Annotated in this window: 24 protein-coding genes; 4 read left to right on the top strand and 20 right to left on the bottom strand. The window is 63.9% G+C overall.

Annotated elements, in window-relative coordinates; genetic code table 11:
* Positions 1-4: 4 nt before the first annotated feature.
* From GL300_RS27035 to uvrA, 13 genes are all read right to left on the bottom strand, one after another.
* Positions 5-130 (bottom strand): hypothetical protein, encoded by a 126-nt coding sequence (locus GL300_RS27035; protein WP_281353093.1) that lies wholly within the window; start codon positions 128-130, stop codon positions 5-7.
* Between the two features lie 2 nt (positions 131-132).
* Positions 133-573, bottom strand: a complete 441-nt coding sequence (locus tag GL300_RS03290) for a hypothetical protein (protein WP_155038130.1) — start codon at positions 571-573, stop codon at positions 133-135.
* 8 nt (positions 574-581) lie between these two features.
* The gene (locus GL300_RS03295; RefSeq protein WP_155038131.1) at positions 582-986 is read right to left on the bottom strand and encodes a DUF5333 domain-containing protein; all 405 of its coding nucleotides are present in this window, start codon (positions 984-986) and stop codon (positions 582-584) included.
* A 175-nt stretch (positions 987-1,161) separates the two neighbouring features.
* Positions 1,162-2,457, bottom strand: coding sequence for an NADH-quinone oxidoreductase subunit NuoF (nuoF, locus tag GL300_RS03300; RefSeq protein ID WP_155038132.1), 1,296 nt, complete (start codon positions 2,455-2,457; stop codon positions 1,162-1,164).
* Between the two features lie 7 nt (positions 2,458-2,464).
* Complete coding sequence (locus tag GL300_RS03305; RefSeq protein WP_155038133.1) at positions 2,465-2,734, bottom strand: DUF5337 domain-containing protein; 270 nt, start codon at positions 2,732-2,734, stop codon at positions 2,465-2,467.
* Positions 2,734-3,429: a hypothetical protein gene (locus tag GL300_RS03310; RefSeq protein ID WP_155038134.1), complete on the bottom strand. Its 696-nt coding sequence runs from the start codon at positions 3,427-3,429 to the stop codon at positions 2,734-2,736. The genes GL300_RS03305 and GL300_RS03310 overlap by 1 nt, the downstream gene beginning before the upstream one ends.
* Before the next feature lie 74 nt (positions 3,430-3,503).
* On the bottom strand, positions 3,504-4,208 hold the full coding sequence (nuoE, locus tag GL300_RS03315; RefSeq protein ID WP_155038135.1) for an NADH-quinone oxidoreductase subunit NuoE: 705 nt from the start codon (positions 4,206-4,208) through the stop codon (positions 3,504-3,506).
* Positions 4,208-5,446, bottom strand: a complete 1,239-nt coding sequence (locus tag GL300_RS03320; protein WP_155038136.1) for an NADH-quinone oxidoreductase subunit D — start codon at positions 5,444-5,446, stop codon at positions 4,208-4,210. Before GL300_RS03320 ends, nuoE begins: the two co-directional genes overlap by 1 nt.
* A gap of 52 nt (positions 5,447-5,498) precedes the next feature.
* Complete coding sequence (locus GL300_RS03325) at positions 5,499-6,113, bottom strand: NADH-quinone oxidoreductase subunit C (RefSeq protein WP_155038137.1); 615 nt, start codon at positions 6,111-6,113, stop codon at positions 5,499-5,501.
* Positions 6,114-6,116: 3 nt separating this feature from the next.
* The gene (locus GL300_RS03330; protein WP_155038551.1) at positions 6,117-6,641 is read right to left on the bottom strand and encodes a NuoB/complex I 20 kDa subunit family protein; all 525 of its coding nucleotides are present in this window, start codon (positions 6,639-6,641) and stop codon (positions 6,117-6,119) included.
* Complete coding sequence (locus GL300_RS03335) at positions 6,641-7,006, bottom strand: NADH-quinone oxidoreductase subunit A (RefSeq protein ID WP_192335461.1); 366 nt, start codon at positions 7,004-7,006, stop codon at positions 6,641-6,643. The genes GL300_RS03330 and GL300_RS03335 overlap by 1 nt, the downstream gene beginning before the upstream one ends.
* 195 nt (positions 7,007-7,201) lie before the next feature.
* Positions 7,202-7,567, bottom strand: a complete 366-nt coding sequence (locus GL300_RS03340; protein ID WP_155038138.1) for a DUF4260 domain-containing protein — start codon at positions 7,565-7,567, stop codon at positions 7,202-7,204.
* The gene (gene uvrA / locus GL300_RS03345; protein ID WP_155038139.1) at positions 7,564-10,428 is read right to left on the bottom strand and encodes an excinuclease ABC subunit UvrA; all 2,865 of its coding nucleotides are present in this window, start codon (positions 10,426-10,428) and stop codon (positions 7,564-7,566) included. Before uvrA ends, GL300_RS03340 begins: the two co-directional genes overlap by 4 nt.
* Before the next feature lie 192 nt (positions 10,429-10,620).
* Here uvrA and GL300_RS03350 point away from each other — a divergent pair, with 192 nt between their 5' ends.
* A complete protein-coding gene (locus GL300_RS03350; protein WP_170297589.1) occupies positions 10,621-11,055 on the top strand; it encodes a molybdopterin-dependent oxidoreductase in 435 nt (144 codons plus the stop codon).
* On the opposite strand, the gene moaA is transcribed toward GL300_RS03350, so the two are convergent.
* Positions 11,056-12,090, bottom strand: coding sequence for a GTP 3',8-cyclase MoaA (moaA, locus tag GL300_RS03355; protein WP_170297590.1), 1,035 nt, complete (start codon positions 12,088-12,090; stop codon positions 11,056-11,058).
* A gap of 126 nt (positions 12,091-12,216) precedes the next feature.
* Between moaA and GL300_RS03360 the strand changes: the two genes are divergently transcribed.
* Positions 12,217-12,750 (top strand): hypothetical protein, encoded by a 534-nt coding sequence (locus GL300_RS03360; RefSeq protein ID WP_155038141.1) that lies wholly within the window; start codon positions 12,217-12,219, stop codon positions 12,748-12,750.
* Here GL300_RS03360 and GL300_RS03365 read toward each other — a convergent pair.
* On the bottom strand, positions 12,738-13,481 hold the full coding sequence (locus GL300_RS03365) for a DNA alkylation repair protein (RefSeq protein ID WP_155038142.1): 744 nt from the start codon (positions 13,479-13,481) through the stop codon (positions 12,738-12,740). The two genes, GL300_RS03360 and GL300_RS03365, sit on opposite strands and share 13 nt — an antisense overlap.
* Before the next feature lie 126 nt (positions 13,482-13,607).
* Here GL300_RS03365 and GL300_RS03370 point away from each other — a divergent pair, with 126 nt between their 5' ends.
* The gene (locus tag GL300_RS03370; protein ID WP_246195065.1) at positions 13,608-14,081 is read left to right on the top strand and encodes a pyridoxamine 5'-phosphate oxidase family protein; all 474 of its coding nucleotides are present in this window, start codon (positions 13,608-13,610) and stop codon (positions 14,079-14,081) included.
* On the opposite strand, the gene GL300_RS03375 is transcribed toward GL300_RS03370, so the two are convergent.
* From GL300_RS03375 to GL300_RS03390, 4 genes are all read right to left on the bottom strand, one after another.
* Positions 14,078-15,367, bottom strand: coding sequence for a PQQ-dependent sugar dehydrogenase (locus GL300_RS03375; RefSeq protein ID WP_155038554.1), 1,290 nt, complete (start codon positions 15,365-15,367; stop codon positions 14,078-14,080). The two genes, GL300_RS03370 and GL300_RS03375, sit on opposite strands and share 4 nt — an antisense overlap.
* Positions 15,368-15,682: 315 nt before the next feature.
* Positions 15,683-16,279 (bottom strand): SCO family protein, encoded by a 597-nt coding sequence (locus tag GL300_RS03380; protein WP_155038144.1) that lies wholly within the window; start codon positions 16,277-16,279, stop codon positions 15,683-15,685.
* Positions 16,269-17,264, bottom strand: coding sequence for a copper chaperone PCu(A)C domain-containing protein (locus tag GL300_RS03385; RefSeq protein WP_155038145.1), 996 nt, complete (start codon positions 17,262-17,264; stop codon positions 16,269-16,271). Before GL300_RS03385 ends, GL300_RS03380 begins: the two co-directional genes overlap by 11 nt.
* 64 nt (positions 17,265-17,328) lie before the next feature.
* Positions 17,329-17,745, bottom strand: a complete 417-nt coding sequence (locus GL300_RS03390; RefSeq protein WP_155038146.1) for a hypothetical protein — start codon at positions 17,743-17,745, stop codon at positions 17,329-17,331.
* Positions 17,746-17,899: 154 nt separating this feature from the next.
* On the opposite strand from GL300_RS03390, the gene GL300_RS03395 reads away from it, so the two are divergent.
* A complete protein-coding gene (locus tag GL300_RS03395) occupies positions 17,900-19,780 on the top strand; it encodes a bifunctional sugar phosphate isomerase/epimerase/4-hydroxyphenylpyruvate dioxygenase family protein (RefSeq protein WP_155038147.1) in 1,881 nt (626 codons plus the stop codon).
* Here GL300_RS03395 and GL300_RS03400 read toward each other — a convergent pair whose 3' ends face one another.
* Positions 19,781-20,188, bottom strand: a complete 408-nt coding sequence (locus GL300_RS03400) for a metallopeptidase family protein (RefSeq protein WP_155038148.1) — start codon at positions 20,186-20,188, stop codon at positions 19,781-19,783.
* Positions 20,189-20,249 lie beyond the last annotated feature (61 nt).

Genomic DNA, 20,249 nt, shown 5'->3' on the forward strand with positions numbered 1-20,249 from the left:
TTCCTTATCCGTCGCGGTGGCGAAGCGTCGCCTTGCCGGAACAAGCTCCGGCGGTTTCCGCACGATTCAAATGCTGGCCGAAGGCTGGCCCGGTTTTCATTTCAGCAGTCATGTCTGCGCGCAGGGTCATTATCACTTCACCCTGACGAAAGAACGGTGAACGACCTTGGCGATCCGCTCACGTTCGCCGCGCCGCAGGACGACGGTCATCGCGTCGCTGCCGCGATTGAAGGTGACGGTGCCATGGATCGCTTCGCCGGTATTGTAGAACAGCTCGCGATTGGCGGTCGTGGTGTAGCGGCTGCCATCCGAGCGCCAGCACTCGATATGGGCGTCCCGCGCATTGCCGGTGACGCGCAGGATCGGCTTGCCGGCGATATTGCGCGTGACCCATGTGCGCACGCCCGGCCCATCGGCATCGCAATTGATGTCGGTCGGCGCGAGCATGTCGAATTCAAGGTAGAATTTCTGCGCCGTCGGCGCGAACGGATCCGAGGGCTCACCGGCAAAGGCATCCGCCGCAATCATGGCGGCGGCGGACGCGGCCATGAGGGCCAGCCCGATGCGGTTCATCCACTTTTTCATTTCGCCACCAGGAAGCTGCCGATCAGGTTCTTGTCGGCGATCGCCTGCTTGCCGATCGCGCAGAAGCTTTGCGCGTCACCCTTTTTCGCACCATGGCGGGTCAGGTAATCCTCGGCGGTGGCATAGATGCGTTTCTTCTCGGCCTTGTCGTCCAGAAAGGCGTCGATCTGCTTGCCGGAATAGCCCTTCTGCTCGGCATAGCGCTTCAGCTTGCGGGCCTCGCCATAGGCGTAAAGGATGCGCGCGTCGATGGTCGGGCATTCACGGCGGATGCGGTCGGCGATCCGGGCCGAGACCAGACGGTCGTTGATGTGCTTTTCCTGCGCCAGCGGTTCCAGCGCGGCGGCGGGACCGGCAGCAAGAAGCGTGGCCGCGATCAGTGCGGCGGCAATGGGTTTCATGGCAAATGCCTCCTTGTCATGGCGCTTCGTCATAACATCGGGGCCTTGCCCATTCCGCACACCAAGGCGCGAGCCGGTCGTGATCCCCCCGATAACCTCGGCGCGCAAACGCGCAGGGTCCCCCGAGGGGGACCGCCGTGCCGGATCATGTTGGGGGATGGCGACCATGCCCTGATTACTCCGCAGCCATGGCGCCCATGCGCCCGGTGCGTTTCGCCTTGATGCGATCCTCGATCTCCTCGCGGAAATTGCGGATCAGGCCCTGGATCGGCCAGGCGGCTGCGTCGCCAAGGGCGCAGATGGTGTGGCCTTCAACCTGCTTGGTCACGTCGAACAGCATGTCGATTTCCTCGACCTCGGCCTCGCCGCGGACCAGACGTTCCATGACGCGCATCATCCAGCCGGTGCCTTCGCGGCAGGGCGTGCATTGGCCGCAGCTCTCGTGCTTGAAGAACTTCGACAGACGCCAGATCGCCTTGATGATGTCGGTGTCCTGATCCATCACGATCATGCAGGCGGTGCCGAAGCTCGAGCGCAGTTCGCGCATGCCGTCATAGTCCATGATGGCGTTTTCGCATTGCTCGGCGGTCAGCACCGGGCAGGACGCGCCGCCGGGGATCACGGCTTTCAGGTTCTTCCAGCCGCCGCGCACGCCGCCGCCATGCTTCTCGATCAGCTCGCGCATCGGGATCGACATGGCTTCTTCGACGACGCAGGGCGTGTTGACGTGGCCGGTCATGCCGAACAGCTTGACGCCCGCATTGTTCGGACGGCCGAAGCCCGCGAACCACTCGCCGCCGCGACGCAGGATGGTCGGGACCACCGCGATCGATTCGACGTTGTTCACCGTGGTCGGGCAGCCGTAAAGCCCCGCACCCGCCGGGAACGGAGGCTTCATCCGGGGCATGCCCTTCTTGCCTTCGAGCGATTCGATCAGCGCGGTTTCCTCACCGCAGATATAGGCGCCGGCGCCGTGATGCAGGTACAGGTCGAAATCCCAGCCCGAGCCGCAGGCGTTCTTGCCCAGCAGACCCGCGTCATAGCATTCGTCGATGGCCAACTGCAGGGCCTCGCGCTCGCGGATGAACTCGCCACGGATATAGATATAGGCGGCATGTGCGCCCATGGCGAAGCTGGCGATCAGCGCACCCTCGATCAGGGTATGCGGATCATGGCGCATGATCTCGCGGTCCTTGCAGGTCGCGGGCTCGGATTCGTCGGCATTGATGACCAGATAGGACGGACGGCCATCCGATTCCTTGGGCATGAAGGACCATTTCATGCCGGTCGGGAAGCCTGCGCCGCCACGGCCACGCAGTCCCGAAGCCTTCATTTCGTTGATGATCGAGTCGCGACCGCGCTGGATGATTCCGGCAGTGCCGTCCCAGTGGCCGCGCTTACGCGCCCCGGCCAGGCTGCGATCGCCCATGCCGTAGATGTTCGTAAAGATCCGGTCCTGATCGTTCAGCATCCCAAATTCATCCTTGTCCCTGCGAGGGCGCATTGCGCCGCCGCCAGATCCGCCAGGTCACCAGAAGCGACCAGATCAAGGCCCCCATCGCCACCAGATCGGCGAGAAAGGCGTATTTCGCGGGCCAGCCCATCTGGCCCCCCATCCATTGCAGACCCAGCCAGCCCAGCATGGTCACGGTGATCACCACCGCCACCAGCCGCATCTGGCCCGAATCCACGACCGTCGCACCGGCCCCTGCCGCGCGCGACGAGCTATCCTTTGCCGGGCGGGGCATCAAGTGGCCTCGCCGCGGTCGACCGCGCGGGAATGCTCGGTCTGATGTCCTTCGGCCAGCAAACGGGCCTGGCCCACCCAGTCATCCGTCTCGATCCGGCCACCCATCCGGCCCAACCGGTGGGCGAAATCGGCAACAGTCGCCGCATCCCAGGCCGCGATCTGCGCAAAGCGCGTCACGCCGTTTTCGCGCAGCCAGTCCGACAGCTTCGGCCCGACCCCCTTGATCCGCCGCAGATCGTCTGCGGATTCCTCGGCCTTGGCCGCAGCCGCCTTGACGGGCGCGGGCTTTGGCGTCGGCGCGGGCTTCGCCACCACCGGAGCAGCCTCGACCGCCGGCGCGGTCGCGGCTGCAGGCTTGGCCACGGGCATCGCCCCTGCCATGATCGGCATCTGGCTGGCCCCGGTCACCGGCTCGGACAGGCTGGCGGGAACCAGCATCGTCTCGGGCTCGCTGTCCAGCGCCTCGCGCCGCCAATCCTGCGCCGACACGATGTCATCGGACTGCGACAGTTCGGGGCGGTCGGCGCAAAGCAACCAGACCAGAGTCGCGCCGAACATGCCAAAGGTCAGCAACCCAAGGAAAAGTCCGGTAAAGAAGCCCCGATCCCCGATGCCCGAGGTGAACAACAAGACAACGACCCCGGCAATCGCACCCAAGATCCAGCAATTCCTGTTGCAAACCTTACGTTCCATCGTCGCCAGTCTCCTGTCTGTCCGAGGCGCGCGCCCTATCCGTCAGTCGTTGATAACACCCTTTTCCGAAGTGGTCACTTTGCCAGCCAAGGCGTTGTGACCGGAACCTCGGTGCCGTCGATGCGCTTGATCGTGTCGCCCAGACCCACTGCGATGGCGACGCTGCCGTTATGCGCCTCGCCCGACAGATCCTTCAGGACCGTCGGCCCGCCCAGCGGCTCGACCGAGAAGCGGCCGTTCTGCGGACCGGGCTGCGGCACTTCGCCAGCGGCGAAGCTGTCGATCAGCGCGGCCAGTTTCTCGACGGTCAGGTCTTCGTAGAAGTCCTTGCCGATCTGGGCCATGGGCGCGTTGGTACAGGCACCAAGGCATTCAACCTCTTCCCAGCTGAAGCGGCCATCGGCCGACAGCGTGTGCGAGGTCGGGGCGATCTTTTCCTTGCAGACGCGGATCAGGTCCTCGGCGCCGCAGATCATGCAGGTCGTGGTCCCGCAGATCTGGATATGGGCGACGGTGCCGACCGGGTACAGCTGGAACATGAAGTAGAAGGTCGCCACTTCCAGCGCGCGGATATAGGGCATCCCCAGCAGGGTCGCGCAATATTCGATCGCCGGGCGGGACAACCAGCCTTCCTGTTCCTGCGCACGCCACAGGACCGGGATGATCGCCGATTGCTGGCGACCTTCCGGATATTTGGTGATCTGGGCATTCGCCCATTCAAGGTTGGCGGGGCTGAACTCGAACGAGTCCGGCTGAACAGGGGAAAGACGGCGCAGCATCAGCGGTCAACCTCTCCGAAAACGATATCAAGAGTGGCGATGATCGCCGGTATATCGGCCAGCATGTGACCCTTGGACATCCAGTCGATGGACTGGAGGTGGGCAAAGCCCGGAGCCCGCAGCTTGGCACGCCACGGCTTGTTGGTGCCGTCCGAGACCATGTAGACGCCGAATTCGCCCTTGGGCGCCTCGACGGCGGCATAGACCTCGCCTGCCGGAACCTTGAAGCCCTCGGTGTAAAGCTTGAAGTGGTGGATCAGGCTTTCCATGTCGCGCTTCATGTCCGAGCGCTTCGGCGGCGTCAGCTTGCCGCGCGCCAGAACGTCGCCCGCGGGTTCCGCGCGCAGCTTCTGGATCGCCTGCTTCATGATCTTGGTCGATTCGCGCATCTCGGCCATGCGGCACAGAAAGCGGTCATAGCAGTCGCCGGTCTTGCCGACCGGGATCTGGAAATCGAACTCGTCGTAGCATTCATAGGGCTGGCTGCGACGCAGATCCCATGCCATGCCCGAGCCGCGCACCATGACGCCGGTATAGCCCCATTTCAGCGCGTCTTCCTCGGTCACGATGCCGATATCGACCAGACGCTGCTTGAAGATCCGGTTCTCGGTCAGCAGCGTGTCAAGGTCATCGACCAGACGCGGGAAGCGCTCGCACCATTCCTCGATGTCATCGAGCAGGTCCGGGGTCAGGTCCTGATGGACGCCGCCGGGACGGAAATACGCTGCGTGCAGACGGGCACCGCTGGCGCGCTCATAGAAGATCATCAGTTCTTCGCGAGCTTCAAAGCCCCAAAGCGGCGGGGTCAGCGCGCCGATATCCAATGCGCCGGTGGTCAGGCCCATCAGGTGGTTCAGAATCCGCCCGATTTCCGAGAAAAGCACCCGGATCAGGCTGGCGCGGCGCGGAATGACCGTGCCGGTCAGTTTCTCGATGGCCAGACACCAGGCATGTTCCTGGTTCATCGGGGCCACGTAATCGAGGCGGTCCAGATAAGGCAGGTTCTGCAGATAGGTGCGGCTTTCCATCAGCTTCTCGGTGCCGCGATGCAGCAGGCCGATATGCGGGTCGGCACGCTCGACGATCTCGCCGTCGAGTTCCAGAACCATGCGCAGCACGCCGTGGGCCGCAGGGTGCTGCGGACCGAAGTTGATGTTGAAGTTGCGGATGCTCTGTTCGCCGGTCAGGGCGTCGATCGATCCGTCGTCATAGTTGTTCTTGTGGATGTCGCCGTCCATGGTCATCCCTTACATGCGATGCGTGGCGCGCAGTTGAGCTGCGCCGCTGCGGTCACTTCTTCGCCTCGGGCGCCTTCTCGTCACCCGGAAGCACGTATTTCGCGCCCTCCCACGGGGACAGGAAGTCGAACTGGCGATATTCCTGAACGAGACTCACGGGTTCATAGACCACGCGCTTCTCTTCGTCGTTCCAGCGCACCTCGACATAACCCGTGGTCGGGAAGTCCTTGCGCAGCGGATGGCCGCGGAAGCCGTAATCGGTGATGATGCGGCGCAGGTCCGGGTGCCCCGAGAACAGGATCCCGAACATGTCGAAGACCTCGCGCTCATACCAATCAGCACCGGGGAAGACCCCGGTCAGGCTGGGGGCGATCTCGTCTTCGCGCACCTGCGCTTTCACGCGGATGCGGTGGTTCTGGTACATCGACAGCAGGTGATAGACCAGATCGAAGCGCACCGGACGCGCCGGGTTGTCGACCGCCGTAATGTCGATAAGCGTCGAGAAACGGCAGTTCGCGTCGTTGCGCAGGAACTCGATCAGACCGATCAGCCCGGACGGCGTGACGTTTACCGTCAGCTCGCCATAGGCCACCTCGGTCGAAACGACGTCGTTCGGACGGCGCAGCGAAATATGCTCGGCCAGTTCCAGCAGGGCCTCGTCAGACATGGCTTACCTCACCAGAGTGCCGGTGCGCCGGATGCGGCGCTGAAGTTGCAGGATGCCGTAAAGCAGCGCCTCGGCAGTCGGAGGGCAGCCCGGGACATAGATGTCCACCGGCACGATGCGGTCGCAGCCACGCACCACGGAATAGGAATAGTGGTAATAGCCGCCGCCATTGGCGCAGCTGCCCATCGAGATGACGTAGCGCGGCTCGGGCATCTGGTCATAGACCTTGCGCAAGGCCGGGGCCATCTTGTTGGTCAGCGTGCCCGCGACGATCATCAGGTCCGACTGGCGCGGGGAAGCGCGCGGCGCGGTCCCGAAGCGCTCAAGGTCGTAGCGCGGCATCGAGGTATGCATCATCTCGACCGCGCAGCAGGCCAGACCAAAGGTCATCCAGTGCAGCGAGCCGTTGCGCGCCCAGTTGATGATGTCTTCGGTCGTGGTCAGCAGGAAACCCTTGTCCTGCAGCTCGCGATTCAGTTCGGCCGTGGCGAATTCACGATCTGCGCCGGCCGTATTGGCACCGGTCATCACGCCCATTCCAGCGCCCCTTTCTTCCATTCATAGGCAAAGCCAACCGTCAGGACGCCCAAGAAGACCATCATCGACCAGAAGGCCACTTCGGTCAGACCCGCAAAGGCAACAGCCCAGGGGAACAGGAAGGCGACTTCAAGGTCGAAAATGATGAACAGGATCGACACCAGATAAAACCGGACGTCGAACTTCATCCGCGCATCGTCGAAGGCGTTGAAGCCGCATTCATAGGCGCTGACCTTTTCCGGGTCCGGGTTACGGATGGCAACGATGGCGGCGGCCAGAATCAGCACGATCGCCAGCGCGGAGGCCATTCCCAGAAAAACCAGGATCGGCAGATATTCTTGCAGCAGGTATTCCACTGGATTTGGGCTCCCTTTCGCTCGCAGGAACCCGGTTGGCGGCCCGCGATGGGTTTGGCTAAGCGCCCCTTTAGCTCTGCCTGCGGGCAGGGTCAACGGTGGCGGCTGCAATGTTCGGGATTGTAACCACATGGACCTGCCGCCGCCAACGATTTGCCGCGTGGCAAGGCGAGGTCACGTCAAAAACCAAGCAATTCAGTCGGAACCGATGCGTCCCAGATGGGTGTCACGGAACCCGGACGGCAGTTTCAGCCCATATCCCAGCGCCCGGTCAGCCCCGATATGCGCCAGCCACAACCCACCCGCGGCAATCAGGCCGACATGACCCGCAGCCACGCCCAGCATCATCAGCAGGAAGGGTACGGCATAAAGATGCGCGGCGTTATAGACTGCAGCCCCGACCCGGCGCCCGGCCAGATAGCCCAGCATGCCCAGATCCGGCGCGGCCAGCGCCAGCAACCAGACCCACCACGGCCAGCCAACCGAGGAAAAGCCCGCGACCATGACGCCGCCAAGCGCCATGCCCGCCCCCTCGGCCTGCTGCCAAAGCTTTGCGTTCATTCGGCGGCGCGCTGCCGCGCGGCTTCCAGCATCGGACCCAGATAGCGGCCGGTATGGCTTTCGGGGTTCTCGGCCACTTGTTCGGGCGTGCCGGTGGCGACGATGCGCCCGCCGCCATCCCCGCCCTCGGGGCCGATGTCGATGATCCAGTCGGCGGTCTTGATGACATCAAGGTTATGCTCGATCACCACCACCGTGTTGCCCTGATCGACAAGGCTGTGCAGCACTTCCAGCAGTTTCCGCACATCCTCGAAATGCAGGCCAGTGGTCGGTTCATCAAGAATATACAGCGTCTTGCCGGTAGCGCGACGGCTGAGTTCCTTGGACAGCTTCACCCGCTGCGCCTCGCCGCCCGACAGCGTCGTAGCCTGCTGGCCAACCTTGACGTAGCCCAGACCCACCTCGACCAGCGCGTCCATCTTTTCGCGGATGGTCGGCACGGCCTTGAAGAACTCCTGCGCGTCCTCGACGGTCATGTCCAGCACGTCGGCGATGGACTTGCCCTTGAACTGAACCTCCAGCGTCTCGCGGTTGTAGCGCTTGCCCTTGCAGGTCTCGCAGGTGACGTAGACGTCGGGCAGGAAGTGCATCTCGATCTTGATGACACCGTCGCCCTGACAGGCCTCGCAGCGGCCGCCCTTGACGTTGAAGCTGAACCGGCCCGGCTTGTAGCCGCGCGCTTTCGACTCGGGCAGGCCCGCATACCAGTCGCGGATATGGGTATAGGCGCCGGTATAAGTCGCGGGGTTGCTGCGCGGCGTCCGACCGATCGGGCGCTGGTCTATGTCGATGACCTTGTCCAGCAGTTCCAGCCCCTTGATCGTCTCGCAAGGCGCGGGGGTCTGGCGCGCGCCGTTCAGGCGCAGGCTGGCGGTCTTGAACAGCGTCTCGATGGTCAGAGTGGACTTGCCGCCGCCGGACACCCCGGTAACGCAAACGAACTTGCCCAAGGGGAATTCGGCAGTGACGTTTTTCAGGTTGTTGCCGGTTGCGCCGACGACCTTGACCGCCTTGCCATTGCCCTTGCGGCGCTCATCGGGGATGTGGATCTCGCGCAGACCGGACAGGTATTGCCCGGTCAGGCTGCTCGGGTCCGAGGCGATTTCCGCAGGCGTGCCCTTGGACACCACCTGACCGCCATGCACCCCCGCGCCCGGCCCCATGTCGAAGACGTAATCGGCATGGCGGATCGCGTCCTCATCATGCTCGACCACAAGCACCGAATTGCCCTGATCGCGCAGCCCCTTCAGCGTCGCCAGCAACCGGTCATTGTCGCGCTGATGCAGCCCGATCGAGGGCTCGTCCAGCACGTAAAGCACCCCGGTCAACCCCGAGCCGATCTGGCTTGCCAACCGGATCCGCTGGCTTTCACCCCCCGAGAGCGTGCCCGCCGCGCGAGACAGCGTCAGGTAATCCAGACCGACATTGACCAAAAACCCCAGACGCTCGCGGATTTCCTTCAGGATCGCATGAGCGATCTCGTTCTTCTGCTTGGTCAGATGGTTCGGCGCATCGGTCACCCAGGCCAGCGCCTCGCGGATCGAAAGCTGGGTGACATTGCCGATATGGCTGCCGGCGATTTTCACCGCCAGCGCCTCGGGCTTCAGGCGGAACCCTTCACAGGCGCCGCAGGGGCGGTTGTTCTGGTATTTCTCGAATTCCTCGCGCACCCAGGCGCTGTCGCTTTCGCGCAGGCGCCGCTCCATGTTCGGGATGATGCCCTCGAACTGGCGGGTGACCTCATAGACACGACCGGCATCGTCGAAGCGGAAGGGGATCTCATCCGCGCCCGAGCCGCGCAGGAACATTTCCTGCACCGAATGCGGCAGGTCCTTCCACGCGGTCTTCTTGTCGAAGCCATAGAACTTGGCCAGCGCATTGATGGTCTGGGTCAGATAGGCCGATTTCGACTTGGCCCAAGGCACCAACGCGCCCTGCGCCACCGACAGCGCCTGATCCGGCACAATCAGCCGGTCGTCAAAGAACAATTCCATCCCCAACCCGTCGCAGACCGGGCAGGCCCCGTAAGGCGCGTTGAAGGAAAACAGCCGCGGCTCGATTTCCGGGATGGTGAAGCCGCTGACAGGACAGGCGAAGTTTTCGCTGAAGGTGATGCGTTCCGGATCGCCCTCGCCCTCGGCGGGCGCGGTTTCCAGCAGCGCGATGCCATCGGCCAGATCCAGCGCGGTGCGGAAACTGTCGGCCAGCCGCGTCTCCATCCCCTCGCGCACGACGATGCGGTCGACGACAACGTCGATATTGTGGCGGAATTTCTTGTCGAGGGTCGGCGGCTCGTCCAGATCGTGGAATTCGCCATTCACCTTGACGCGCTGGAAGCCCTGCTTCCGCAGCTCAAGGAACTCTTTCTTGTACTCGCCCTTGCGGTCGCGGACGATGGGGGCCAGCAGATAGGCGCGGGTGCCCTCGGGCATCTCCATCACCCGGTCGACCATGTCCTGCACCTGCTGCGCCTCGATCGGCAGGCCGGTAGCGGGGCTATAGGGCGTGCCCGCGCGGGCGAACAGCAGCCGCATATAGTCGTAAATCTCGGTCACCGTGCCGACGGTCGAGCGCGGGTTCTTGGAGGTGGTCTTCTGCTCGATGGAAATCGCCGGGGAAAGACCGCTGATATGGTCCACATCCGGCTTGCCCATCATGTCGAGGAACTGCCGCGCATAGGCCGACAGGCTTTCGACATAGCGCCGCTGTCCCTCGGCATAGATCGTGTCGAAGGCGAGACTGGATTTCCCACTGCCAGACAGGCCGGTGATCACCACCAGCTTGTCGCGCGGAATATCCATGTCCACGTTCTTCAGATTGTGCTCGCGCGCGCCGCGAACCTCGATGAACTTCTGTTCCATCGTCACGTCCTGATTCCGCCAAACGCATCAGATAGGCATCGGATGGAAAATGGCAACCTTGAAAGAACATCTCGCGAACATTCTTGACCCGCCCAGATTCCGTTTGCTCGAGCCGTCGGCATCTGCCAGCATTCCGATATGCACATAAAAACACATCGAATCGCTTCCCTCCCCGGCCTGCTCGTCCTTGCCATGCTTTGGACGGGCAGCGCCGTGGCCGGGGAAAGCGCCCGGCTGAACGCGCCGGACCACCCGCCGGTGACGCTGGACGCGTCCAGCCTGGCGCAATTGCCGGTGACGGAAACCACCACCGTCTATCGCAGCTCCAAGGGCATCGAATCGGGTCTGTATAAGGGCGTGCTGCTGTGGGATCTGCTGGTCGCGCAGGGCGTCGTGACCGAGGATCACAAGGCCGCCCTGCGCCATACGCTGCTGGTCACGGCGGGGGACGGGCATCAGGTCGCCTTCTCCATCGGGGAAATCGCGCCCGAATTCGGCAATCGCCCGGTGCTGCTGGCCTATGAGATGAATGGCGCGCCGATCCCCGATGGCTTGCGCATGGTCGTGCCCGGCGATCTGCGCGGCGCGCGTCACATCAAGGATATCGTCACGCTGGACTATCGCTGATCAGCCGCCGGTATGGCTCATGTAGCGGGTCATCTGACCGGCGACATGTTGGCGCGAATAGTCGAAATCATGGCCCTTGGGCTTGTGGCGGATCGCCTCGCGGATGGCGTCGCGCAGGGCGGTGTCGCTTTCACTGGCCCGTAGCGGCGCGCGCAGATCGGCGCGGTCTTCCTGCCCCAGACACATGAACAGCTCACCGGTGCAGGTCATCCGCACCCGATTGCAGCTTTCGCAGAAGTTATGGGTCAGCGGCGTGATGAAGCCGACCTTCTGCCCGGTCTCATTGATCCGCACATAGCGCGCGGGACCGCCGGTGCGTTCCGACAGCGGCGTCAGGGTGAAGCGATCTTCCAAGCGGCTGCTCAGGTCCGAGATTGGCCAGTATTGGCCCAGACGCTCCTGCTCGGACATGTCGCCCATCGGCATGACCTCGATGAAGGTCAGATCGTGGTCGTTTTTCGCGCACCAGTCCAGCAGCGGGAATAGCTCATCCTCGTTGAAGCCCTTCAGCGCGACGGTGTTGATCTTGACGCGGATACCGGCGGCTTTGGCGGCCTCGATCCCCTCCAGCACCTGCGGCAACCGGCCCCAACGGGTGATCTTGCCGAAACGCTCCGGGTCCAGGGTGTCCAATGACACATTGACCCGCCGCACGCCGCATGAGGCCAGCTCATCCGCGAAACGCGCCAGCTGGCTGCCATTCGTGGTCAGGGTCAGCTCATCCAGCCCCTGCCCCAGATGCCGCGACATCGCGCGGAAGAATTCCATGATATTGCGCCGGACCAAGGGCTCGCCCCCGGTCACACGCAGCTTGCGCACGCCCATGCCGACAAAGACCGAACACAGCCGGTCCAGTTCCTCAAGCGTCAGCAGATCCTTTTTGGGCAGGAACTGCATGTGCTCGGCCATGCAATAGGTGCAGCGAAAATCGCAACGATCCGTCACCGACACCCGAAGGTAGGTGATCGGTCGGGCAAACGGGTCGATCAGAGGGGCCTGCGCGTCCATACGCTCAAGATAAGAGCGGCGCGGCATCGGCACAAGCGTGCCGACTGGTTAAGATTGTCGCAACCTAAATCGAGGGTTCGGGTGGACAGTACGCCGAGGCCGGGGTTAGCCTTTCCGCGACATTCAATTGAAAAGAATGACGGGGACATGACCATGACCAAGCCATTCCTGCGCCTTTGCGGCCTTGTGACCATCCTTGCCCTTGCCGCCTGCACTCAGGCCGGCGACAGCGCCAAGCCGCCCGCCAAGGGCACTGCCGCCGATGACGTGGGGGTTACCACCGAATCTGCCGCGATTGCGGGCGCGACCGCGCCGCGCAGCTCGGGCAAGACCGTGGGCACCTCGTCCATCGGCGTCGCTGGCGCGCAATCGGCGGCACAGCTTGATACCACCACCGGTGCCGAAAAGGCGCAGGCCGCAGCCCCCACGACCGCGGGGCGCAAGCTGGGCGTCACCATCGCCTCGCTGGGTGATCCGTCGCAATCGGGCTTCTGGATCAAGACGCCGCTGGTGAAATCCGAGGGGAATGGTCGCATCGTCAACCCGGCCACCGGCAAATCCGCCAATGTCCGGCTGATCCCGCTGGGTGGCCCGGCCAGCGCAGGCAGCCAGGTGTCGCTGCCAGCACTGCAGATGCTGGGGGTCAGCCTGACCGACCTGCCCACGATTGAGGTTTACGAGGGCTGATCGTCAACCGGGGGCAGATCTTCGGTCCCCGGCTGATCGTCCATCCCGGGCAAGTATCCGATCCGGCGCAGGGCCTCGCGTCGGGCAAAAGGCTTCAGCCGCGCACCATGCGCTTCCAGCCAGTCGCGCACCCGCTGCGGTTCGTGCTTGGACAGGTCGCGCAGCCACCAGCCGATGGCCTTCTGGACGAAACCATCGCGGTCATCGGCCAGACGCTCCAGCCAACCTAGTATCCGCTCGCGCTGCGCCAGTTCATCGGGCTTGGGGTTGCGCAGATGGGTCCAAGGCAGCGTGCCGACCAAGGCCGCGCGACGCACCCAGAAGCTGGGATGCACCAACCATGTCTCGACCTCATCCAGACGTGAGGGATCGGCGACCAGCCGTTTCTCACCCGCCTTCATCACCTGATCGGCAATCGCCCAGCCGTTGAAATCCGGCACCCATGAGGCGATCAGCCGCCACGCCCCGTCATCGGGCCGGATCCGCGCCTGCGTCAGCAGTTTCGCCGCCGCCACCCGAGCTTCGTGGATATCGGTTGCCCACAGCGCCTGCGCCAGTTCCAGGCGGCCTTCGACATCCAGATCGGCACGCCAGCCCTTGGCCAGCTCATCGATCTCGGGGACGCTTACGCCCAGATATACCCGTTTCGCCTTGTGATAGGCAGCCGCCTCGACCGCCTTCGCCTCATCGCCCAAGGCTCGCAGCTCTGCCACTTGCGGAATCTCAACCATCACACACTCCTTCGCCGACCACGCGGCCTTTCGCCGCTTGAACCCGCGCGAGGGCAGTTTGTCAAACGCCCCCGCAGGAACCCCGCCCTGCCCCGGACGTTTCCCCAGCGGCAGAAGGGGATGATGATGTCACAGGAACAGCAGCTGTTCTGGCGTCGCATGGATGAGGTCAATGCCGGCATGCTTGGCACAAGGGACCGGCTGAAGCTGGTGCCGATGTCGCATTACACCGATGCCCATGGCCTTGCCCTGTGGTTCATCACCGCGCAAGGCACCGAGCTGGTCGCAGAGCTGGCAGACGGCCCCAAGCCCGCCATCCACATCGTCGGCGAGGATTCCGAGGGGCTATGGGCGCGGATCGAAGGGCAGCTGGAACTGTCCGACGACCGCGAAAAGCTGGACGAGATCTGGAACAGCACCGCCTCGGCCTGGTTCGAGGGCGGGCAAGAGGATCCCGACCTGCGGCTGCTGAAATTCAGCATCACCGAGGCCGAGATCTGGAACAGCACCGGCGGCCTCGGCTTTCTCTACCAGATCGCCAAGGCCAACCTGACCGGGACCAAGCCCGACATTGCCAACCATTTCCTGCTGAGGTTTTAGGCCGCGCTGACCCGCCAGATCACATCGCCCACATCGTCGGCCATCAGCAGCGATTTGCCATCCGGACCGACCGCCACGCCGACCGGCCGGCCATAGGACTGCTTTTCATCCGGCGACAGGAAGCCCGACAGGATGTCGCGCGGCGGCCCCGAAGGCTTGCCATTCGCGAAGGGCACAAAGATCAGCCGGTAACCGCTAAGGATCGAGCGGTTCCACGACCCGTGCTGGCCAATCACCATCCCCGCGCCGAAACCGGGCAGCGTGCCCTCAGGCATCCAGCACAACCCCAGCGAGGCGGTATGCCCACCCAGCGCGTAATCCGGCTGCACCGCGCTGGCGACCAGCCCGGCATTCTGCGGCACGCGGTCATCGACCGTCTGCCCCCAATAGCAATAGGGCCAGCCATAGAAGCCGCCATCCTTGACCGAGGTCAGGTAATCCGGCGGCGTCTCATCGCCCAGACCGTCGCGTTCATTGACCACGGTCCACAGCGCATTGGTGACCGGCTCCCATGCAAGGCCGACGGGGTTGCGCAGCCCCCCGGCAAAGACCCGGGCCTTGCCGGTTTCAATATCCAGTTCCCAGATCGCGGCGCGGCCCTCTTCGGCCTCCAGCCCCTCATCGCCGATATTGCTTTGCGAGCCGACGCCCGCATAGATCCGCTTGCCATCGCTCGAGGCGATCAGGCTGCGCGTCCAGTGCCCGCCGGGCTTGAAATCGACCAGTTTCTTGCCATTGCCGACCAGCTTGCCGGTGGCGTGATCATAGCCGAAAGCCACAATCCCGTCGGTATTTCCCAGATAGAAAGTGTCGCCGACCAGCGCCATGCCAAAGGGCTGGTTCTGCTTTTCGACGAAAACCTCGCGATGTTCGGCGACGCCATCGCCATCCTTGTCGCGCCACAGGCTGACGCGGTTGGCGCTGATGCCCACGGCTTTCGCGCGGCGCATGGTGGCGATCATCGCATGATCCATCAGCGAGCGCGGCTTGCGGTCCGATTGCAGCGCCTCGGCCACCAGCACGTCGCCATTGGGCAGGACCTCGATCCAGCGCGGATGCTGCAAGCCGCTGGCAAAGGCATTGACCTGCAATCCCGCTGCCGCGACCGGCTTTTGCCCTGCGGCCCAGCCTGCGGCAGTCGGCATCTTCAGGGTCATGATGCCCTGTTCGCGCGCCTTGGGAATCGCGGGGCTGGTACCCACGGCCTGCTTTTCCGGCGAATCCTTGCGACGCAGTGCCACCATTGCCGCGCCGACCAGCTCGGTCGCCTTGCCCATCAGATCCATCATGCCCTCCGAAAATCTCGCGCAAGGCTAACCCCTGCGGTCACGCGGTCAAGAGGCTGCGAAAAAGCCGCAGCAATTCCAGTGGCTTGCCGGGCAGCAAAAACCCAATCAAAACACTCAAGTATTTGATTTAATTGAGTTTCTTGACACTCCCGCAGATAGCCCCTACATAGACTTCAGGAAAGCAAGCCAGCACATCGCCAGCCAGCATCCCAGATCCCCTACATCCGCAGCGACAGGCAGGCATCAGCCCACCCACAGCCACGCATGCAGGCAAATGGAAATGCCGGGCGCTCAGGCCCGGCATTTCCATTTTCAGCTTCCCAGCAGCTTCTGCAGGCTCGCCTTGGTCCGGGCGGGGTCCTCTTGATAGCCGATCAGGCCGGAATAACGGCCCTCGGCGTCGAACAGCAGCGTCATCGCGGAATGGTCCATGGTGTAGCCGTCCTCGGCCGGAACCTTGCGCGCATAGACGCGGAAAGCACGCGTGGCCTTGGCGATCTCCTCGGGCGAGCCCGTCACGCCGGTCACGCCATCCACCCAAGAGACATATTCCTTGAGCTTCTCGGCGGTGTCGCGTTCGGGATCGACGGTGACAAAGAACACGCGCAGCTTGCCGCCCACCGCCTCTTGCCAGCCGCCGACCTCGCCCAGCGTGGTCGGGCAGACATCGGGACAATGGGTAAAGCCAAAGAACACCGCCGAGGGCTGCCCCTTCAGGCTGTCCTGCGTGAATTCCGTCCCGTCGGTGGCGACCAGCTTGTAGTCGCCGCGACCCAGATTGTCGGTCCCGGCCTCCGACAGCGTCGTCAGCCGGGGCGAGATCACCGTGAACCACGCCGCCGCCAGCGCGGCGATGCCGACCAACGCCCAAAGCAGCCAGCGGATCTTGCGCAAGGGATCAGTGGGCATGGGCATCCCCCTTGGCATTTATCGGCCCGACCTTCAGCGACAGATCGACCTTGCCTGCCTTTTCAAAGGTCAGGGTCAGCGGCAGGCTGTCGCCCTCGACCAGCGGATGTTCCAGACCCATCAGCATCAGGTGCAGCCCGCCCGGTTTCAGCTCGACGCTGGTGCCGGCGGGGATTTCCACGCCTTCGGGCAGCTGACGCATTTTCATCACGTCGCCCTCCATCGCCATTTCATGGATCTCGACCTTCTTGGCCGCCGGGCTTGTCGCCGCGACCAGCCGGTCGGCCTCGGCCCCGCCATTGGCGACGGTCAGAAAGCCGCCGCCCACCGGCGCGCCCGGAGGCGTCGCGCGGCTATAGCCCTGCGTGATGGTCAGATCGCCGATCACCGCATCGCCTGCCGCTTCGGCATGGCCTGCCTCGGCGTGACCGGCATGGGCCGGGGCTGCGGCGGCGTGATGGCCATGGCCGCCCGCCTTCTTCTCGGTGATCTTCAGCGCGGGGGCGGGATAGGCGACATCCTCGGCCCCGGTCACGTCGATCCACGCTTCCTTGGCGTTCTGGCATTCCTGAATGGTCGGGAAATAGATCGTGCTGCCCGGCGCCAGATCCGGCCCGACCGAGCCGCGCAGGACGAATTCATCGTAGAATTCGTCGGGCAATTCGCCACCGGTCCAGATGATTTCGCGCGCGCCCTTGGTCATGGCCGTGCCGTGATTGTCGAAGGGACGGGCGTAATCGCCGGTCACGACCTTCAGCTGCCAGCCGGCCTTCGGCATGGGCTTGGCATTGTAGAAGCCTTCGGGGATCTGGACGCGCAGCGTCTTGGTCGGCTTGCCGTCGCAGCCATGGCCGATGCGGATCACCGCTTTGTAGGTCGAGCCAGCCGCAGCCTCGGTCTGTTCCAACGAGGCATGGGCAAGGACGGGGCCAGCGGAAAGCAGCATCGAAGCGCCCAGCGCGGCAAAAGAAATGCGTTTGTTCATTCTAGGTCATCCGGTCAAACAGTCGGTCAGGCAGGGCATCCATCCGCCCCGCGATCAGGATCGTTCACAGGATGACCGGTGGCCCCCGCGCCTGTGGTGGAACCGCCTCGGCCAGAACCGGGGCCGCAGCGATGGACCGCAGGAAATCCTGCCGATCAGGGGTCCGGTCAGCCGGAACCGCCGTCCCGTCCGGGACCAGCAGGGATTGGGCGTGCAGGCTCCAGATACAGGGTTTCGCGCCCCGCTCGTCATCGCCAGCGGGAAGCGGCGCAAGGCTGCCATCATCGGCCAGCGCCATCTGCACCGGCGCATCCTCGCCGCACAGGATGACCGTGACCTGCCCCTGCCCGTTCAGCGCGGGCATGGTCCCCGGCATGACCAGCGCATTGCACAGGAAGGGAATCAGCAGGGCAAGCGCAAGAAAACGCAGGGTTTCGCCCCACGCACCGCTTTCCCTGAATGTTCCGGTTCTGCCTGCCATCGCCCTCATCCGATTGCGCCCATGTGCTGCCAGAAAAACGCGCGTCGCGAAAGCCCGCATCTTGTCCCAGCCTGTCCCATCGCAGCGGACGCTTGTTTTTTCACGGATTTCCGGCATCAAATCCATGTGCCGGGGATAGGGGACAGGAGCCAGCATGAAGACCTCGATCGCCACCGTCTCGCTTTCAGGGAACCTGACCCAGAAACTGGCCGCCATCCAATCCGCCGGTTTCGACGGGATCGAGATATTCGAGCAGGATTTCATCGCTTCGGATTTCAGTCCCCTTGAGGTCGGCCGCATGGTCCGCGACCACGGGCTGGAAATCACCCTGTTCCAGCCCTTCCGCGATTTCGAGGGCCTGCCCGAACCGCACCGTTCCCGTGCCTTCGCCCGCGCCGCCCGCAAGTTCGAGCTGATGAACCAACTGGGCACCGATCTGGTGCTGTTCTGCTCATCGCTGCACCCGGCTGCGATGGGCGGCATCGACCGCATGGCCAGTGATTTCCACGAACTCGGCGATCTGGCCCAGCAATTCGGCGTCCGCGTCGGCTATGAGGCGCTGTGCTGGGGCCGCTTCGTCAACGATCACCGCGATGCATGGGAGGTGGTCCGCCGCGCCGATCATCCGAATATCGGGCTGATCCTCGACAGCTTCCACACGCTGGGCCGCCGCATCGATCCCGCTTCGATCCGCTCGATCCCCGCCGACAGGATCTTCTTCGTCCAGATGGCCGATGCCCCGGCGATCGAGATGGACCTGCTGTACTGGTCGCGCCATTTCCGCAACATGCCGGGCGAGGGCGATCTGGACGTCACCGGCTTCATGCGCGCGGTGCTGGCCACCGGCTATGACGGCTGGCTGAGCCTTGAGATCTTCAACGACCAGTTCCGCGCGGGCCTGCCCCGTCTGGTGGCGCTGGACGGGCGTCGCAGTCTGATCGCGCTGCAGGACCGCGCACGTCGGGCCGAGCCTGCCTTGGTCGTGGACCTGCCCGATTTTCCGCCGCCCGCACCGGTCGAGCAGGTCGAGTTCATCGAATTCGCCACCAGCGACGATGATGCGTCCGAACTGACCACGCTTCTGACCGCGACCGGCTTTACCCCGGCCGGTCGGCATGTGTCGAAACCTGTGACGCTGTGGCGGCAGGGCGGCGTCAACCTGCTGGTCAATACCGACGCGCGGGGATTCGCTCGCACCAGCTTCGTCGCCCATGGCACCACGGTTTCGGAAATCGGGCTGAAGGTGCCGGACGCCACGGCCAGCCATGCCCGCGCCCTTGCCCTGCTGGCGCAACCCCATACCGAGGCCGCCGGTCCCGGCGAATTGACCATCCCCGCCATTCGCGGCGTCAGCGGCAGCGTGATCCGTTTCCTTGACGGCGGCGCCGACCTGTCGCGGATCTGGCAGGTCGATTTCCAGACCGACCCCCAGCCCCTGCCCGGCGCGGGCCTAACGGGCATCGACCACATCGCCCAGACCATGCCCTATGATGAGATGCTCAGCTCATCCCTGTTCTACACCGAGATCTTTCAGGCCGAGAAATCGCCGATGGTGGATGTGATCGACCCCGACGGGCTGGTCCGCAGCCAAGCGATCCGTTCCGGCCGGATGCGGGTGACGCTGAACGGGGCCGAGGCGCGTCGCACCCTTGCCGGTCGCTTCATCGAGGAAAGCTTGGGCTCATCCGTCCAGCATATCGCCTTTTCCAGCGCCGACATCTTTGCTTCGGCGGCGGCTTTGGCCGGGCTGGGCTTCCCGGCGCTGCGGATCGGGGCGAATTACTACGACGATCTGGCCGCGCGCTTCGGGCTGGACCCAAGCCTGACCAAGCGTCTGCGCGCCGCCAACATCATGTATGACGAAGACGCGGGCGGGCAGTTCTTTCAGCTGTATTCGATGCCGCGCAAGGACGGGTTCTTTCTGGAAATCGTGCAGCGGCAGGGCAATTACCAAGGCTATGGCGCCCCGAACGCGCCTTTCCGCATCGCAGCGCAGAAGCGCACGGCACGCCCGGCGGGCATGCCGCGCAGCTGATCATTCCCACCAGCGGTCGATCTTGGCGATGTCCTCGTCCGACCAGCCGAAGTGATGGGCAAACTCATGAACGACGACATGGCCGACCAGCGCCGCCAGCGTCACGTCGCCCCGGCTGGCCCATTCGTCCAGAATGGCGCGGCGGAACAGCCAGACCGTATCGGGGAAATGCTGCGGCGCGCTGCTCGTTTTTTCAGTCATCGGCACGCCGTCATAAAGACCGGTCAGCTCCAGCGGATCGTCAATCTCCAGCTCATCCAGAAAATCCTCGCTGGCGAAATCCTCGACCCGCAGCACCACCTGCGCGGCAGCTCCGGCGAACGCGGCGGGCAGGCTGGTGACGGCCTGTCGCGCCAGTTCCTCGATCAGCCCCGCATCAGGGGCGACGGCGTCTTTCCATTCGGGCATGTCAATCCTCGGCTTTGCCCCCCCGATATGGACAAAAACCGGGTTTTGTGAAAGAGCGAAG

Source organism: Paracoccus litorisediminis (assembly GCF_009711205.1).
Taxonomy (GTDB): Bacteria; Pseudomonadota; Alphaproteobacteria; order Rhodobacterales; family Rhodobacteraceae; genus Paracoccus; species Paracoccus litorisediminis.

Bases quoted from the DNA above. Each gene is read 5' to 3' on its own strand.
- moaA (WP_170297590.1), bottom strand. From the start codon at position 12,090: ATGCCGCGCCGCTCTTATCTTGAGCGTATGGACGCGCAGGCCCCTCTG.
- GL300_RS03290 (WP_155038130.1), bottom strand. From the start codon at position 573: ATGAACCGCATCGGGCTGGCCCTCATGGCCGCGTCCGCCGCCGCCATG.
- GL300_RS03375 (WP_155038554.1), bottom strand. From the start codon at position 15,367: ATGGATCTGATGGGCAAGGCGACCGAGCTGGTCGGCGCGGCAATGGTG.
- GL300_RS03350 (WP_170297589.1), top strand. From the start codon at position 10,621: ATGCTTTGGACGGGCAGCGCCGTGGCCGGGGAAAGCGCCCGGCTGAAC.
- GL300_RS03320 (WP_155038136.1), bottom strand. From the start codon at position 5,446: ATGGACGGCGACATCCACAAGAACAACTATGACGACGGATCGATCGAC.
- GL300_RS03360 (WP_155038141.1), top strand. From the start codon at position 12,217: ATGACCAAGCCATTCCTGCGCCTTTGCGGCCTTGTGACCATCCTTGCC.
- GL300_RS03340 (WP_155038138.1), bottom strand. From the start codon at position 7,567: ATGAACGCAAAGCTTTGGCAGCAGGCCGAGGGGGCGGGCATGGCGCTT.
- GL300_RS03370 (WP_246195065.1), top strand. From the start codon at position 13,608: ATGTCACAGGAACAGCAGCTGTTCTGGCGTCGCATGGATGAGGTCAAT.
- GL300_RS03380 (WP_155038144.1), bottom strand. From the start codon at position 16,279: ATGCCCACTGATCCCTTGCGCAAGATCCGCTGGCTGCTTTGGGCGTTG.
- GL300_RS03330 (WP_155038551.1), bottom strand. From the start codon at position 6,641: ATGACCGGTGCCAATACGGCCGGCGCAGATCGTGAATTCGCCACGGCC.
- GL300_RS27035 (WP_281353093.1), bottom strand. From the start codon at position 130: ATGACCCTGCGCGCAGACATGACTGCTGAAATGAAAACCGGGCCAGCC.
- GL300_RS03295 (WP_155038131.1), bottom strand. From the start codon at position 986: ATGAAACCCATTGCCGCCGCACTGATCGCGGCCACGCTTCTTGCTGCC.
- nuoF (WP_155038132.1), bottom strand. From the start codon at position 2,457: ATGCTGAACGATCAGGACCGGATCTTTACGAACATCTACGGCATGGGC.
- nuoE (WP_155038135.1), bottom strand. From the start codon at position 4,208: ATGCTGCGCCGTCTTTCCCCTGTTCAGCCGGACTCGTTCGAGTTCAGC.
- GL300_RS03390 (WP_155038146.1), bottom strand. From the start codon at position 17,745: ATGGCAGGCAGAACCGGAACATTCAGGGAAAGCGGTGCGTGGGGCGAA.
- GL300_RS03310 (WP_155038134.1), bottom strand. From the start codon at position 3,429: ATGGAACGTAAGGTTTGCAACAGGAATTGCTGGATCTTGGGTGCGATT.
- GL300_RS03400 (WP_155038148.1), bottom strand. From the start codon at position 20,188: ATGCCCGAATGGAAAGACGCCGTCGCCCCTGATGCGGGGCTGATCGAG.
- GL300_RS03305 (WP_155038133.1), bottom strand. From the start codon at position 2,734: ATGCCCCGCCCGGCAAAGGATAGCTCGTCGCGCGCGGCAGGGGCCGGT.
- uvrA (WP_155038139.1), bottom strand. From the start codon at position 10,428: ATGGAACAGAAGTTCATCGAGGTTCGCGGCGCGCGCGAGCACAATCTG.
- GL300_RS03365 (WP_155038142.1), bottom strand. From the start codon at position 13,481: ATGGTTGAGATTCCGCAAGTGGCAGAGCTGCGAGCCTTGGGCGATGAG.
- GL300_RS03325 (WP_155038137.1), bottom strand. From the start codon at position 6,113: ATGTCTGACGAGGCCCTGCTGGAACTGGCCGAGCATATTTCGCTGCGC.
- GL300_RS03385 (WP_155038145.1), bottom strand. From the start codon at position 17,264: ATGAACAAACGCATTTCTTTTGCCGCGCTGGGCGCTTCGATGCTGCTT.
- GL300_RS03395 (WP_155038147.1), top strand. From the start codon at position 17,900: ATGAAGACCTCGATCGCCACCGTCTCGCTTTCAGGGAACCTGACCCAG.